Origin of the sequence: Geodermatophilus sp. YIM 151500 (genome assembly GCF_025716945.1) — a bacterium.
Lineage (GTDB): Bacteria > Actinomycetota > Actinomycetes > Mycobacteriales > Geodermatophilaceae > YIM-151500.
This window is the reverse complement of the sequence record NZ_JAOVZT010000010.1, coordinates 1-14,455: the sequence shown is the minus strand read 5'-3', so window position 1 is coordinate 14,455 and position 14,455 is coordinate 1. Positions and strand designations below refer to the sequence as shown.

15 protein-coding genes and 2 tRNA genes are annotated in these 14,455 nt (G+C 74.5%); 8 read left to right on the top strand and 9 right to left on the bottom strand.

Features of this window, described 5'->3' with window-relative positions:
* The first annotated feature begins 81 nt into the window (after positions 1–81).
* Positions 82–702 (top strand): TetR/AcrR family transcriptional regulator, encoded by a 621-nt coding sequence (locus OF117_RS16035; protein ID WP_263553845.1) that lies wholly within the window; start codon positions 82–84, stop codon positions 700–702.
* Between the two features lie 57 nt (positions 703–759).
* Here the strand turns inward: OF117_RS16035 and OF117_RS16030 are convergent, their stop codons facing one another.
* The gene (locus tag OF117_RS16030) at positions 760–2,547 is read right to left on the bottom strand and encodes a hypothetical protein (protein WP_263553844.1); all 1,788 of its coding nucleotides are present in this window, start codon (positions 2,545–2,547) and stop codon (positions 760–762) included.
* 291 nt (positions 2,548–2,838) lie between these two features.
* Here OF117_RS16030 and orn point away from each other — a divergent pair, with 291 nt between their 5' ends.
* The gene (gene orn / locus OF117_RS16025; RefSeq protein ID WP_263553843.1) at positions 2,839–3,528 is read left to right on the top strand and encodes an oligoribonuclease; all 690 of its coding nucleotides are present in this window, start codon (positions 2,839–2,841) and stop codon (positions 3,526–3,528) included.
* Positions 3,529–3,580: 52 nt separating this feature from the next.
* Positions 3,581–3,656, top strand: a tRNA-His gene (locus OF117_RS16020).
* Between the two features lie 161 nt (positions 3,657–3,817).
* Here OF117_RS16020 and OF117_RS16015 read toward each other — a convergent pair.
* Entirely contained in the window at positions 3,818–4,321 is a 504-nt protein-coding gene (locus OF117_RS16015; RefSeq protein ID WP_263553842.1) for a hypothetical protein, read from the bottom strand.
* A gap of 121 nt (positions 4,322–4,442) precedes the next feature.
* Positions 4,443–4,982 (bottom strand): PadR family transcriptional regulator, encoded by a 540-nt coding sequence (locus OF117_RS16010; protein WP_263553841.1) that lies wholly within the window; start codon positions 4,980–4,982, stop codon positions 4,443–4,445.
* Between the two features lie 626 nt (positions 4,983–5,608).
* Between OF117_RS16010 and OF117_RS16005 the strand changes: the two genes are divergently transcribed.
* Positions 5,609–6,979, top strand: coding sequence for a TrkH family potassium uptake protein (locus OF117_RS16005; RefSeq protein WP_263553840.1), 1,371 nt, complete (start codon positions 5,609–5,611; stop codon positions 6,977–6,979).
* A complete protein-coding gene (locus tag OF117_RS16000; RefSeq protein ID WP_263553839.1) occupies positions 6,972–7,634 on the top strand; it encodes a potassium channel family protein in 663 nt (220 codons plus the stop codon). Before OF117_RS16005 ends, OF117_RS16000 begins: the two co-directional genes overlap by 8 nt.
* 36 nt (positions 7,635–7,670) lie before the next feature.
* Here the strand turns inward: OF117_RS16000 and OF117_RS15995 are convergent, their stop codons facing one another.
* Positions 7,671–7,829 carry a phosphoethanolamine transferase CptA gene (locus OF117_RS15995; protein WP_263553838.1) on the bottom strand — a complete coding sequence of 53 codons (159 nt, stop codon included), beginning with the start codon at positions 7,827–7,829 and terminating at the stop codon, positions 7,671–7,673.
* A gap of 214 nt (positions 7,830–8,043) precedes the next feature.
* On the opposite strand from OF117_RS15995, the gene OF117_RS15990 reads away from it, so the two are divergent.
* Positions 8,044–8,286 carry a hypothetical protein gene (locus OF117_RS15990; RefSeq protein ID WP_263553837.1) on the top strand — a complete coding sequence of 81 codons (243 nt, stop codon included), beginning with the start codon at positions 8,044–8,046 and terminating at the stop codon, positions 8,284–8,286.
* Positions 8,287–8,379: 93 nt separating this feature from the next.
* Here the strand turns inward: OF117_RS15990 and OF117_RS15985 are convergent, their stop codons facing one another.
* The 5 genes from OF117_RS15985 to OF117_RS15965 form a co-directional block, all read right to left on the bottom strand.
* Positions 8,380–8,670, bottom strand: a complete 291-nt coding sequence (locus tag OF117_RS15985) for a ubiquitin-like small modifier protein 1 (protein WP_263553836.1) — start codon at positions 8,668–8,670, stop codon at positions 8,380–8,382.
* Between the two features lie 19 nt (positions 8,671–8,689).
* Positions 8,690–9,772, bottom strand: coding sequence for a sialidase family protein (locus OF117_RS15980; protein WP_263553835.1), 1,083 nt, complete (start codon positions 9,770–9,772; stop codon positions 8,690–8,692).
* Between the two features lie 177 nt (positions 9,773–9,949).
* Positions 9,950–10,486, bottom strand: coding sequence for a hypothetical protein (locus OF117_RS15975; RefSeq protein WP_263553834.1), 537 nt, complete (start codon positions 10,484–10,486; stop codon positions 9,950–9,952).
* A 76-nt stretch (positions 10,487–10,562) separates the two neighbouring features.
* Positions 10,563–11,747, bottom strand: a complete 1,185-nt coding sequence (locus OF117_RS15970; RefSeq protein WP_263553833.1) for an Ig-like domain-containing protein — start codon at positions 11,745–11,747, stop codon at positions 10,563–10,565.
* 107 nt (positions 11,748–11,854) lie between these two features.
* Positions 11,855–12,790, bottom strand: a complete 936-nt coding sequence (locus tag OF117_RS15965) for a RimK family alpha-L-glutamate ligase (RefSeq protein ID WP_263553832.1) — start codon at positions 12,788–12,790, stop codon at positions 11,855–11,857.
* A gap of 123 nt (positions 12,791–12,913) precedes the next feature.
* Between OF117_RS15965 and OF117_RS15960 the strand changes: the two genes are divergently transcribed.
* Together OF117_RS15960 and OF117_RS15955 are read left to right on the top strand one after the other, a co-directional pair.
* A tRNA-Lys gene (locus OF117_RS15960) sits at positions 12,914–12,986 on the top strand.
* Between the two features lie 958 nt (positions 12,987–13,944).
* Positions 13,945–14,292: a dihydrofolate reductase family protein gene (locus OF117_RS15955; RefSeq protein ID WP_263553831.1), complete on the top strand. Its 348-nt coding sequence runs from the start codon at positions 13,945–13,947 to the stop codon at positions 14,290–14,292.
* The last annotated feature ends 163 nt before the right edge of the window (positions 14,293–14,455 follow it).

The following is a 14,455-nucleotide window of genomic DNA, read 5'->3' as shown; positions in this document are numbered from 1 at the left end:
AGGTTAACCGTTGTTCACGCCTTTTGGCGAGCCCGGTTCCCGAAGTGTGAACGACGGTTCACCCGGCCCTATCATGCGTCCATGCCCGCGACGGACGCCGGTTCCCGACCGGCCGAGCAGGACAGCGCCCTGCATGCCGACGCCGACCGGCCCTCGCGGCGGGAGCAGATCCTGCAGGCGGCCGCCCGGCTGTTCGCCGAGCGCGGTGCCCGGGCGGTCGGGGTGGACGACGTCGGCGCGGCCGTGGGCGTGACCGGCCCGGCCATCTACCGGCACTTCGCGAGCAAGGACGCGATGCTCGCGGAGATGCTCGTGCGCATCAGCGAGCGGCTGCTGGCCGGTGGCAGCGCGCGGGTGGCCGAGGCCGGGGACGACCCGGGCGCGCAGCTGCGGGCGCTGATCGCCTTCCAGGTCGACTTCGCTCTCGACAACCCGGCGCTGATCACCGTGCAGGACCGCGACCTCGGCTCGCTGCCCTCCGCCGACGCCGCCGCCGTCCGCCGCCTGCAGCGCCGCTACGTGGAGGTGTGGGTGGCGGTGCTCGCCCGCCTGCACCCGGGCGCCGAGGCCGCCGCCTGCCGGGCCCGGGCGCACGCCGTCTTCGGGCTCATCAACTCGACGCCGCACAGCGCCGGCCGGCTGGACCGGCCGGCGATGGCCGCGCTGCTCGCCGGGATGGCCGAGGCCGCCGCGACCGCCTGACCGGAGTGGACCGTGCGGGTCACCGCGATGCGGGTCACCGCGACGGATCCACTCCGGTCAGGCGTCGGGCAGCTCGAGTTCCAGGCCGGCTCCGGCGACGGCGTCGATCTCGCCCGCGCTGCCGGAGTCGGGCTGCACCCAGGAACTCTCGACGATGGTGACCGCCGGGCCGGAGAGCGCGCTGGCGTACTCGGCGCCGGACAGCTTCTCCGGTCCCCCGGGGTAGCGGACACCCTCCCGCAGCAGGTCGTTGACGTTGCCCGTGCCGTTCGTGTCGGCCAGTCCCTGCAGCGCGCGGGCGGCGGCCGTGTCGGGCATCCGCACCCGCGCCACCGACACGACGACCGGCCGGCCGTCGAGCTCCGCGGAGTACAGCGCGCGCGCCAGCCCGGTGCAGTCGCCGCCGGCGAAGAAGGCGGCCACCTCGCCGTAGGCGTGGTCGGCGCAGGTCCGGTCGACCTGCACCGCCTGCAGCGTGAAGGTCACGCCGTCGACGACGGCCGTCGCGCCGGGCTGCGGACCCGGGTCGGCCGGCGGAGCCACCGGGTCGGTGGGCGCGTCGGCGACGGGCGGACCCTCCTCCCCGCCGCGGAGGAGGCCCACCACCCCGACGCCGAGGGCGAGGACCAGGACCAGCACCGCCGTCCCGACCAGCAGGACGCGCCGTCCGGGCCTGGGCAGCCTCCGCCGTGCGGGGGCGTCCTCGGCGCCGGACCCCGGGACGGCGTCGGCGGCGGGCCAGGGGGCGGCGTCGGCGGCGGGCCAGGGGACGGCGTCGGCCCCGGGCAGGGCCGCGGGCGCCACAGCCGCCGGCGCCACCGGCGGCAGGACGGCGGTGCGCGGCCGGCCGGCCTCGTCGGCGGCGGGCCCGCCAGCGGCCGGGGCACCGGGCTCCTCGTCCGGCTCGGCCGACGCGAACAGGCCGCCGATGCCGCCGGTGTCGTCCTGCGCCGGAGCCGGGAGCACGTCGACGGCGACGGTGTCGCGCTGGGAACGCCCGGCCGTGCCGGCCGTCGCCGGAGCATCGCCGCCCGTGCCGGCCGGGGCCGGGGGCGGGGCGATCACGGGGACGACGGACGGAGGGACCGCTGGGGACGCGGGCGGCGCGAACGCCCCGGAGGCCGGCGGAGCGGCCGCTGCGGCCGCCGGTGCAGCGGCCAGCCCGGCCGGCGTCAGCAGCTCCGGCCGCCGCAGGACGTAGGGCGAGTACGGGAAGCCCTCACCGTTGAGCTCCTCCACGGTGGGGCCGCGGCCGGGCAGCTCCAGCGCCTCGAGGGCGGCCCGGACGTCGGCCGTCGTCCACAGCAGCGGGTTGTCCACGCCGGCATGGCGGCCGGCCCGCGCGATGCCGAGCAGCAGCGACCGCGGACCGAGCGTCGCGACCTGGTCGCCCTCGCCGAGGTCGCCGTCCGCGGGGACCAGTCCCGTCACGTCACCGACGAGCACCGTCAACCGCGCGATCCGACCCGGCTGCAGTCCGGCCCGGCGCAGCCGGACGGCGGTGTCCATCCCGGCGCGCATGAGGCCGTCCAGCGGCGACGACCCGCCACCGGCCAGGTGCAGCACCGCGCCGGGCGCACCCTCCGGCCCGATCGTCCAGGCGCCCTCCGGCCGGGCGGTGACGGTGCCGGACTGGCGGACCACCTCCACCACCCGGACGACGGCGATGCCCTCCGGCAGGAAGAGGACGGCGTCGGAGAGGCGGCGGTCGAGCGGCCCGTCGGTCCGCGGCAGCGACGCGACGACGGCGGCGCGGACGGAGCCGCCGGTGTCCCACCGGGCCAGCTCGGCGAAGAACGCCCGTTCCGCGTCGGTCTGCAGGGGCTCGGGGGTGAGGGCCAGCACGTCGTCCTCCGTGCGGTCGGCGTCAGGTCTCGCGGCTCCGCGGATCGCTCCGGCGTCCTCGGACCGGGCTACGGCACGGGCCGTCGGCCCGGTCGGGGCCGCATGGCGGCCACGGACCGCCGGTCGCACCAGGGGCGTCGCCGACGGGTCCGACCCGACGCTACGTCAGCCGGGCGGCGGGCCGTGGTTCCTCCCGGACGACGCGCCGCAGCCCCAGGGACGGCCCTGGCACGCGGACGCGACCGCCCGCCGGGAGCGCCGGCGGGGGCGTGGTGCGTACTGTCGGCGGTCGTGGCGGAAAGCGCAGGGCACCTGGTCTGGATCGACTGCGAGATGACGGGTCTGGACCTGACCCGGGACAAGCTCGTCGAGGTCGCCGTCGTCATCACCGACTCCGAGCTGAACGTGCTCGACCCCGGACTGGACCTGGTGATCGCCGCCGACGACGCGACCCTGGACGCGATGGAGGACGTGGTCGCCGAGATGCACGCCAAGTCGGGGCTCACCGACGCCGTCCGCAGCGCCACGCTGACCGTGCCCGAGGCCGAGCAGCAGCTGCTCGCCTACGTGAAGCGGTTCGTGCCGCAGCGGCGGACCGCCCCGCTGTGCGGCAACTCCATCGGCACGGACCGCGGCTTCCTGGCCCGTGACATGCCCGAGCTCGACGACCACCTGCACTACCGGATGGTCGACGTCTCGTCGGTGAAGGAGCTGGCCCGCCGCTGGTTCCCGCGGGTGTACTTCGCCCAGCCGGCCAAGGGCCTCGCCCACCGGGCGCTGGCCGACATCGTCGAGTCGATCCGCGAGCTGGCCTACTACCGCCGCACCCTCTTCGTGCCCGCCCCCGGGCCCTCCAGCGACGAGGCGCAGGGCGCGGCCGCCGCCGTGGTCGACGCGTTCGCCGAGCTGCTGGCCGTGGAGGAGGCGGCCGAGGCCGGAGACGGCGCCGGACGGCAGGACCCGGCCGCGTCGGGCGGCTGACCGTCTCCGGTATCCTCGATCCTGTTCCCCGGCGAGCTCGCCGGCGGACGCGGTGGGTGTAGCTCAGCTGGTAGAGCACCAGGTTGTGATCCTGGGTGTCGCGGGTTCGAGCCCCGTCACTCACCCCAGCGGTGGAGGCCCTGGTCAGCTCGCTGACCAGGGCCTCCGTCCGTTCCGGCGCCGCTGACGGCGGGAATCGGGACCTCCGCCACCACCCGCCGGCACAGGGCCGCCACCATCCGCTCGTTCGTGCCGCAGGCGCATGCCCCGAGCGGCTGCGCATCGGCCGCTACTGCCGGCTGGCCGCCGGCCTGCGCATCATCACCGCAGCCACGGCGGGGGGTCGCGCCAGCCGGCGCTTGGCCGACTCCAGCGCGACGTGCCCGGCCACAGCGATACCGATGCCGATGACCGCGATGAGCCAGGCCGGCGCCCCGGCCCGCAGCACCGCGACGACGGCGAACCCGTCGGTCAGCGAGATCAGGGTGAAGCCCACGTGGTCCAGGTAGGGGCCGGTCGGGCCGCCGGTGTCGCGCGGGAGCAGCCGGCCTGCGGCGACGGCCCGGTGGACCATGACGGCAGCGAGCCCGAGCAGGGCGAGGAAGACGACCCGCGCCGCGGTCGCGAACCCACCCCAGCCCGCGACCAGGGCCGGCACCAGGAACGCCGTCATGCCGACCAGCGACCAGCGGTAGACCTCGAAGGCCCGGCCCGCACGCAGAGCGACCAGGCCGGCCAGCAGCGCGAGCGTGGCCGTGCCCGCGTGCAGGATGACGAAGAGCGTGTGCCACATGCGCGGCTCCCTCCAACACGGGGCGACACAGACCTCCTACTGTGGAAGGTCGAGTCATCAGCGTCGTCCTCCCGCTGGGCGATGTCAACCTCCGCGCCCCCCGCCCGAGGACCAGTACAGCTCACGGCAGCCCGAGGATCGCCGGCAGCTCGTCGAACCAGTCCAGGACGGCCTGCTCGTGGCGCACGCCGTACTCCAGGGTCGCCAGCCTGCCGGCCCCGACCGCCGGGGCGCCGGGGGCGCGCAGCTGCTCGCGGGCGGCCCGGTAGCCCTCCAGCCTGCGCGCGTGCCCGGCCCGCTGGGCGGCGATCACCTCGGCCAGCCTGCCCGGTGGCAGGTGCGGGGCGAAGGCGAGGGTGAGCAGCAGCGGGATGCGCACCTGGTCGGGCGCGGGCTCGGCGTCCAGCCAGCGGGCGAAGGCCTCCCGGCCGCGGTCGGTGATCGCGTGCGGCTTGCGCTCGCGGGGGCCGGGCGGGCCCACCTCGACCAGGCCGTCGGCGGCCATGGTGGCCAGCTCCCGGTAGACCTGGCTCTGGGTCAGCGTCCAGAAGTCGCCGATCCGCCGCTGAGCGGCCGCCACGAGGTCCCACCCGGTCATCGGGCCGTCGAGCAGCAGCCCGAGCAGGGATGCCGCGGTGGCGTTGAGCGGCCGTCCGTTCACCGCCGCCATGCTGCCACCCGCCGGTCGGGCGTGATCACCTGCGCGGCCTGACTCGCGGGTTCGAACCCCGTCACTCACCCCGCGTGGGAGAGGCCCTGGTCAGGTCGGTGACCAGGGCCTTCTCCGTGTCCGGGCCCCGGGCGTCGCCGTGGACGACGACGCGACCGGCCTCACGGACGTGTCAGCCACACCGCCGGCGGTCGGCCTCGCCTCGCGGCGAAGGCGCGCACCTGCTCCGCGCTGAGGCTGCAGCCCCCCGGGCAGTCGAACTCGACGGGGAGAGCGCTCAGCCAGCCGACCGCCGCCGGCCTCCCGCAGACGGGGCAGCTCTCCCAGGTGACCCGCTCGCTCGCTTCCATCCTGATGCGCCTTCGGTGCCAGGGACCTGGCCGGCAGGGAGGGACCCGACCGCGCTGCCCGAGCCGGGGTGCCCTCGAGGACGGGACCGTACATCGCCCCACTCCGCCCGCCGGAAACGCTGACTGGCGGAAGCATTTGTTCCGGTTCATGCCGGTCTCGGCGCCGTCGTCGCCGGCCCGGGCAACACCGGTGGCTTCCTCGGGACGTTGTGCCAGGGTGTTGCCGCGACGCGGAGCACGCGCCGCACCCGTACGTGAGGAGCCGGGGTGACGCGAGCGCTCCGCACCCGCAGCGGCCCGTCCGGCGTGGCCCGGGGCATCGGACACCCGGGACGGGTCATCGCCGGTGCGTTCGCCGCCGCCGTCGCCGTCGGCACCGCGCTGCTGTCGCTGCCCGCGGCGAAGGCCGGCGAGGGTGGGGCCGACCTGCTGACCGCGCTGTTCCACGCCACGTCGGCCGTGTGCGTCACCGGGCTGGTGACCGTCGACACGGCCTCGTACTGGTCGGGGTTCGGGCAGGCGGTGATCCTGCTGCTCATCCAGGCGGGTGGGCTCGGGATCATGACCCTGGCCACCCTGCTCGCGCTGCTGCTGTCCCGGCGGTTGGGGCTGCGGGCGCGGCTGATCGCGCAGGCCGAGACGAAGACGCTCGGCGCCGCGGACGTCCGCCGGGTCGTCGGCCGGGTCGTCGTCTTCAGCCTCGTCTCGGAGGCCGTCGTCGCCGTGGTGCTGTCGGTGCGGTTCGCCGTCGGCTACGACCACTCACTGCCCTCCGCGACCTACTTCGGGGTGTTCCACGCCGTCTCGGCGTTCAACAACGCCGGGTTCGGGCTCAACTCCGACAACCTGGTGCAGTACGTGGGCGACCCGTGGATCAGCCTGACCGTCTGCGCCGCCGTCATCCTCGGCGGGCTCGGCTTCCCGGTCGTGTTCGAGCTCGCCCGCGAATGGCGGACCCCGAAGACCTGGTCGGTCCTCACCCGGATCACCGTCGTCGTCACGGTCGCGCTGCTCGTCGTGGGCACCGCCGGGATGCTGGTCGCCGAGGGCAGGAACCCGGAGACCCTCGGCCGGCTCGGGGTCGGGGACCGGGTCCTGGCCGCGTTCACGGCGGCGGTGATGCCGCGGACGGCGGGCTTCAACAACCTCGACATCGCCGCGTACCGGCCGGAGACGCTGTTGCTCACCGACGCGCTCATGTTCATCGGCGGGGGCAGCGCGGGCACCGCCGGCGGCATCAAGGTCACCACGTTCGGGCTGCTGGCCTACGTGCTGTGGGCCGAGATGCGCGGCGACCCCGACGTGGACGTCGGCCGGCGCCGGGTGCCGGCCACCAACCAGCGCCAGGCACTGGCCGTCGCGCTGCTCGGCATCGGGATCGTCGCCGTCGCCACCTTCCTGCTGGAGGCGCTGACCGACTTCGGTTTCGACCAGGTGCTCTTCGAGGTCGTCTCCGCGTTCGCCACCGTCGGGCTGTCCACGGGCATCACCGCCGACCTGCCCCCGGCGGGACAGGTCCTGCTCGTCCTGCTCATGTACGTCGGCCGGATCGGGCCGCTGACCCTGGCGTCCGGCCTGGCGCTGCGCGAGCGGGCGCGGCGGCACCGGCTCCCCGAGGAGAGGACCATCGTTGGCTAGCCACAAGGACCCCGTCGCCGTCATCGGTCTCGGCCGGTTCGGCACCGCACTCGCCCTGGAACTGGCCGGCGGCGGCACCGAGGTCCTCGCCGTCGACGACCGACCGGACCTCGTGCAACGCATGTCCGGCCAACTCGGGCAGGTCGTCCTCGCCGACTCGACCGACCTCGACGCGCTGCGGGAGATCGGCATCGCCGACTTCAACCGCGTCGTCGTCGCCATCGGTGCCGACGTGGAGGCCAGCATCCTGACCACCGCGCTGCTCGCCGAGCTGGAGATCCCCGACATCTGGGCGAAGGCGAACAGCCAGCAGCACGCCACGATCCTGGAGCGCATCGGCGCCCACCACGTGGTCTTCCCCGAGCACGAGATGGGCGAGCGCGTCGCCCACCTGGTGTCGGGCAGGCTGCTGGACTGGGTGGAACTCGACCCCGCATGGGTGTTCGCCAAGACCACACCGCCGCGGGAACTGGTGGGCGTTCCCCTCGGGGAATCCGGTCTGAGGAAGAAGCACCGCGTGACCGTGGTGTCCGTCAGGCCGGAGCACCAGCCCTCGTACACGCACGCGGGCACGGACACCGTGCTCACCTACGGCAGCGTGATCGTCATCGCGGGACGCCCCGAGGACGTGGAGCGCTTCGTCGACCTCCGATGACCGGGGACCCGGAGCCTCGGGACCCGGAGCGTCGGGTCAGCGGCCTGCCGCGCCGATGAGGAGCACCGCCACCCCGGCCGTGATGAGCAGGAGCGGCCCCCACACCCAGGCCCGTGCGGGAGTCAGGCGCAGCCACAGCAGGATCGCTCCTGCATAGATCGCGACGACTCCCAGGACGATCAGGACGATCTGCACGTCAGCCGCCTCGAGTCGGCGATGATGCCGTCCACGGCTCGCACCGGTGGCCCGTGGCCGGCTCGGCACGCGGACGGCGCGCCCGGCCCGGAGCCGGCCCGACGCCCGACGCCTCCGGACGGCGCGGTGCCGGGAGGGACTGCTGGGGCGTCCGGGACCGACACACCTGCGATGGTGCTGGCCCGGAGGTCGACGCGCTCGGACCCTGTCCGGTATGACGAGCGTCTACGCCTACGGCACCGCCCATGCGGTCGTGATGGTCGGCTCGTTCGGCGCGGAGGGTCTCAAGCCACGGCAGATCGGCCCGGCGCACGCCACCATCGGACGCGTCAACGGGCAGAGCCGCAAGGCGCTGTGCGGCGCCTACGTCTCCATCGACGAGCAGCTGGCCTGGCCGCCGGAGGGTTACGACGACTCGCAGCTGTGCCGGGACTGCGCCACCCTCGCCGCCCTCTGACCGACCCGGTTCCCCCGACCGGCTCGCTCGCCGGCCGCCCACCTCCCGCTCCGCCGGGGCCGGCCTCATCCGCCGCTCCGCCCCTGGCCGGCCTCAGCCGCCGGCGACCGAGGGCAGCACCTGCACCACCGTCCCGTCGCGCACCACCGTCGCGAGGCCCTGGTCGAACCGCACGTCCTCCCCGTCGACGTAGACGTTGACGAACCGGCGCACCGCGCCCGTCTCGTCCCGGATCCGCCGGGCCAGCCGTGGGTGGTCGACCGCCACGGCGTCGAGCACCGACTGCAGCGTCACGCCGCCCGCACCGTCGAGTTCGACGTCGACGTGCCGCGCTCCGCCGGCGAGGTCGGCCAGGGCACCGGGCAGCAGCACCTGCACGCTCACGGCCGCCTCCCGTCCCGTCTCACGGCAGCCGGACCGCGCGGACGGCCAGGACGTCGGGCAGGTGATCGGCGACCAGGGTGAAGGCGTCGCCCTCGTCGGCGCTGGCGTAGACGCACCCGTCGCGGGTGCCCAGGTAGATGCCGGTCGGGTCGTGCTCGTCGGCGCAGAACGCGTCGCGGACGACCGCCGTCCACACGCCGTCGGGCAGGCCGTCGCCCAGCTCCGTCCAGGTCTCGCCCGCGTCGCGGGTCCGGTGCACCCGCAGCCGGCCCTCCGGCGGCACGCGGTGCATGTCGGCGACCAGGGGCACGACCCAGGCGGTGCCGGGGGTGCGCGGGGAGGCGACGACGGGGAAGCCGAAGTCGGCCGGCAGCCCGCCGGCGATGGAGGTCCAGTTGGCGCCACCGTCGTCGGTGCGGAAGACGCCGAAGTGGTTCTGCGCGTACATCCGGTCCGGTCCGCTCGCGTCGACGGCGACCTTGTGCACGCACTGTCCGTACTCGGGCGCGGGCTCGGGGAGGAAGACGGCGCTGATACCGCGGTTGCGGGGCGCCCACGACTCCCCGCCGTCCTCGCTGACGTAGACCCCTCCGGTGCTCATCGCGACCGTCACCCGGCTCGACGCGGGGTCGGGCAGCACGGTGTGCACCGCCCCTCCCCCGCCACCGGGCTCCCAGGTGGGCCGGTGCGGGTGGTCCCACAACCCGCTGACGAGCGAGAAGCTGCAGCCACCGTCGGTGCTGCGCCACAGCGAGTGCGGTTCGCAGCCGGCCCACACCACGTCGGGCCGGTCGGGGGTGTCGGGGCGCAGCTGCCAGACGCGAGCCAGCGCGGCGTCGCTGCCCTCGGGGAAGCGGATCGCGCCGTGGTCGGTCTCGTGCCAGCTGCCGCCGAGGTCGTCGGACCACATGACGGTGGGGCCCCAGTGCCCGTACTGGATGCCGGCGAGCAATCGCGGCGCCGGACGACGCGTGTCGACCGAGACCGCGGCGACCTCCTGGCCGAGCAGGTGCGGCCCGTCCAGGGACCACGTGCGTCGGTCGTCGTCGCTGCGGGCCAGCCACAGGCCCTTGCGCGTGCCGATGGCGAGCAGGTCGGTCATGGCGCCTCCCGGGTCGACGGTGGGGCGACCGTAGTGCGCGGGGACGACGCTTCCCGCCGTCCCGTGCGCGCGACCTCGGCAGGCCGCGGCGCCCGAGTGGGGAGACCCTCCCGGGCGCCGCGACTCATCGGCGGGAGGCGTCGGCGCCGTCCGGCGAGCGGTACCCCGCCGTCCCGCTCAGCGGCGCGTGGCGCCCTCACCCCCGTACGCGTCGGGACGGGTGTCACCCTCCCGCGCCGGCCGGTCGGCGTAGGCGGCCTCGCTCGGCCGGTCGGTGTGCACGGCCTCGCCCGGCCGGTCGGTGTGCACGGCCTCCCCCGGCCGGCCGGTCCGGTCGGCGTCGGTCCCGTGCGCTCCCTGCCGGTCCGCGTGGACGACGTCCGGGGCCAGCTGCTCGGCCTTGGCCCGCAACTTCTCCGCCGCCGAGCGCTCCTCCTCCGCCCGCGCGGTGCGGTCGCGGGCCTCCTGCTCGGCCCGCGCCGCGCGCTCCTGCACCTCGGCCTGCTCCCGGCGGGCACGGGCGGCCTGCTCGTCGGCCAGCGCCCGGTCCCGGTCGGCCCGTGCGGCGCGGGTCTGCGCCTCCTGCAGGTGCTCGCGCGCCTGCTCCCGCTTGCGCTCCTTGCCCGCCGCGCCGCGGCGGGTGGCGGCCAGCGCCGCCAGGCCCCCCAGCACGACGACGGCGACGACGATCAACACGATCAGCCAGGTGTCCACAGCGATCCCCCTCCTCGGGACCGTCGTGATCTTCCCCGGACCGCCCGCGCGTAACCGCGGCCGCGGACGCGTCGGCTCACTTCAGGGCGCTGCCGGCCTGCCACTCCTCCCACGGGATGGTCCAGTCGTAGATGTTCGAGCGCAGGGTGCCCGCGCTGGAGCCGCGGATCTCCACGATGTCGCCCGGCTGCGAGAACTCGAAGAACCAGCGGGCGTTCGCGGTCGACATGTTGATGCAGCCGTGCGAGACGTTCTCCCGCCCCTGCTGCGCCACCGACCACGGCGCGGCGTGCACGAACTCACCGCTGTCGGAGATCCGGACGGCGTACTCGACGGGCGTGCGGTAGCCGTCCGGGCTGTCGACCGGGACGCCGTAGGTGCTGGAGTCCATGACCCGGTCGCGGTTCATCTCGGTGACGACGTGCGGGCCGTTGTAGCTGGGGTTGTCCGGGCTGCCGGCGCTGATCGGGAAGGTCTGCACCAGCTGGTCGCCGTCGTAGACCTCCATCTGGTGCGTGCCGGCGTCGGCGATGGAGACGTGCCGCTCACCGACGCGGAAGGAGACCTCCCGGTCCTTCTCGCCCCACAGGCCTCCGCCCAGGTCGACGCCGTAGAGGTCGGCGTCGAGGGTGACGTCGATGTTCTCCGGCCAGTACTGGGAGGGCCGGAAGTGCACCTCGGTGTCGCTGAACCAGTTCCAGCTGCCGTCGGTGGGCTCCGAGCTGGTCACCACGAGGTTGCGCTCGGCGGCCGCGCGGTCGGTGACCGGCTCGTCGAAGTAGACCCGGATCGGCATGCCGACGCCGACGGTCGTGCCGTCGAGCGGGCCGATGGACGGCGTGACCACGCGGTCCGGCGTGGCGGTGGTGAAGGTGGACGACGCCTCGACGGGGTCGCCGTCCTCGTTCTCCGCGGTGGCGGTGAGCGTGTAGCTGCTGCCGTAGGCCAGCGGTTCCTCCGGCATCCAGACGTCGACGCCGCCGTCGTCCGGCGCGTCCTCGACCGTGCCGGGGACCTGCGTCCCCGCGTCGTCGGCCACGGTGACGGCGGTGAGCTCCCCGCCGGTGACGGTGATCTCCAGCGACTCGCGTGGCGACAGGTCCGCCGCCCCGTCCACCGGGCTGACCGCGATCTCGGCCGGGGCCGCTGCGGCCGGCGAGGGTCGCCCGTCGCGCGGCGCCGTCCCCTGGTCGGCTGCTCCGCTGTTGCAGCCCGCGAGGAGCACCAGCGCCCCCGCGACCGCGGCGAATGTCCTGCGCACGCGCGCACGTCCCTCTCGTCGACGACCCGCCCTCAGGTGGGCGGTGTTCGGTACCAGTGTCCATGCGCGCCGCCGTCCCCCGGGTGACGACGGGCGCGACCCGCCCGTCAACCGGGCAGCAGCGCCCCGAGGAAGCGGGCGATCGAGGCCGGGCCGCTGCGCTCGGCCGACGCTTCGACGTCGGGGTTGTAGTTGGTGTTGGTGTTGACGTCGTAGGTGACCACCCGGCCGTCGGCGGCCTCGATGTACTCGATGCCGGCGATCTCGATGCCGTGCCGGTCGAGGAAGGTCTGCAACGCGGCCAGCTGCGGGGGCTCGTGGTCCTTGCGCAGCTCGAACAGCGGGGAGCCGTCGACCGCGCAGGCGTCGGCCGGGCAGAGCTCGAAGCCCTGCGTGGTGGCGACCCGGACCGCGTACACCAGCTCGCCGCCGACGAACTCGGCGCGGGTGACGAAGGGCTCCGCGGGCCGGACGTACTCCTGCAGCAGGAGCAGGCCGTCGGGGCCCGCGACGATACTGCCGTCGGCGAGCGCGGCGTCGAAGGCGGCGTGGTCGTCGAAGCGCGCGACACCGAGGCCCTTGCCGCCCTGGTTGTGCTTGGTGATGAAGGGCGCGGGCAGCTCGCGGGCCACCCCGCGGGGGTCGACATCACCCACGACGGCCAGCGTGCGTGGCACGTCGACGCCCGCCGCCCGCAGCGCCGCGTGCTGGGCGACCTTGCTCATCTCGAGCTCGAGCACCCGCGAGCCGTTGACCACCCGCCGGCCGTGCCCCTCCAGCCAGGCGAGCACGGCCCGGGTCTGCTCCTTGGCGAACTCGTGGCCGCGGGTGTGGCTCGAGGCCGACATGCGCGACCAGAAGACCCCCGGCGGCGGCTCGGCGTCGAGGTCGAGGCGGCCGGACCCGGTCAGCAGCCACTGCTCGACCGGCACCCCGGCACGCGCGAAGGCCTCGGCGAACGGTGGCCACCAGTCGGGGTTCTCGTGGATGGCGTACACCCTGGGTTCGCGGACCTCGGGCTCGCGCGGGAGGGTTGGCTCCATGCCCGCGGCAGCGCGCCACCGGCCGACGGCATTCCCGGCCCCGCGGTGCTGACCAGCCCTCGCGGACGGAGGCCGGCGACGCTGGTATCGTTCCTCCTCGGTTACCGGCCAGCCGGTCGCCACGCGCCATTAGCTCAATTGGCAGAGCAGCTGACTCTTAATCAGCGGGTTCGGGGTTCGAGTCCCTGATGGCGCACTTTCTCGCAGACTTCAGGTCTTTGACCTGCAGGTTCGCCCGACGCCCCTCCGGGACGGTCGCTGTCTCTGCGAGGCCATCGAAAACTCATCGAAACGTCCCGCGTGTGACGATCGAGGGACCAGGCACACGACCGCCCCCTGGCGCTGCTACACCCACAGGTGCTCGCTGATCGAGGCGCTCCGAGCTACCAGATCGTCTCCACCATCCCGAGTCGGCGATGCGCCGGTCGAGCGTGACCAGGGGCAGGCCGAGGGCCATCGCGGTCGTGATGAAGCGGTCCCACGGGTCGCCCAGCGCATCCCGGGGGATCCGCCGAAAGGCCGCCGCGACGTCGAGCGTGATCGACTCGGTTTCGAGCGCGGACTCGGGGTCGCGTAGCAGCCCCACGACCTGGTCCAGCTGATCGTCGGTGTGGCGACAACCCTCACGGGGTCGCCATGTCCCAGGCACCGCCGTCGCGGTAGCGATCGGCCGAGTCCCGGGCTGCGGCGGAACCAGCGGCCTCGAAGTCGTCCGGGCTCGGGGCTGGCCCCGAGCCGGCCAGGGCTCCGCGCACGGAGCGGCGGCGTTCCGCCGCCCGAGTCCGTCCGACGGGCACGACGTTGAGGTGAGTGCAGGGCTTGACGCCCAGACTTGCGAGTTGAGTTGCGTCGATGACGCCGGAGCCGTCAGCGCCGACCACGAGGTCCAGGACCTCGGGCTGCTGCTCGGCCGACGACATGATCGAAGAACAGCGCCGTCTACGCGCGCATCGGGGCTACGAGCGAGACCTTTGGGCTCGCGGCGATGGGCCCGCCACCGCCGGATCGGACGCTTCCCACCTCCCCATCAGCGTGCCAGCTGCCTTGGTCGCGCGGGAAGGGCGCTGACGCATCGCTGCGGGATCGCCCTTCGGCCGGCCCTTCCCCCGACCGGCGGCAGCCGGAACAGGGTGGGTTGTGAGGAAGCCAGAAGTGTGGACGCCTGGGTGCGTGCCGGCCTGGCTGCGGCGGCTGTCGAGCTGGGCCTCGTCGACGAGCTGCGCATGTTCCGCAATCCGGTCGTCACTGGTGGCGACACGCCGCTCCTGCCCTCGGTCAACGACCGCATCCCGCTCGACCCTGTCGAGATCAGGACGTTCGGCTCCCGCGTGTTCTACGGGCGCTACCGCGGCGTGCGCGACGACCCGGACTGTCATGAGGCCGCTCGCGGGCCGAATCACGGACCCCACCGTCACGTCCCGGACCCACGCCCATCGGCGATCATGACGTTCGGGGACCGACGCGCCGCCGATGATCGCCGCGTCCCCTCCCTGGTTCCGTGATCGCTGCCGAGGAGGTGTCGCGGCTCGCCCGGGCACCCGGTTGACCTGCGGAAAGTGTCGTAGGCGCCCGTTACGGTGCGGGCATGTGGAGCGAGGAGCCGCCGCGCGAGCCGGCCGAGTGGACCCCGGCGCCGGTGCTCCCCGACGACCTGGCGCCGGCCGC

What these genes read in the sequence shown, in the direction of transcription:
- OF117_RS15990 (WP_263553837.1), top strand. Translation starts at nt 8,044, where the DNA reads ATGACGAGCGTCTACGCCTACGGCACCGCCCATGCGGTCGTGATGGTC.
- OF117_RS15980 (WP_263553835.1), bottom strand. Translation starts at nt 9,772, where the DNA reads ATGACCGACCTGCTCGCCATCGGCACGCGCAAGGGCCTGTGGCTGGCC.
- OF117_RS15965 (WP_263553832.1), bottom strand. Translation starts at nt 12,790, where the DNA reads ATGGAGCCAACCCTCCCGCGCGAGCCCGAGGTCCGCGAACCCAGGGTG.
- OF117_RS16015 (WP_263553842.1), bottom strand. Translation starts at nt 4,321, where the DNA reads ATGTGGCACACGCTCTTCGTCATCCTGCACGCGGGCACGGCCACGCTC.
- OF117_RS16035 (WP_263553845.1), top strand. Translation starts at nt 82, where the DNA reads ATGCCCGCGACGGACGCCGGTTCCCGACCGGCCGAGCAGGACAGCGCC.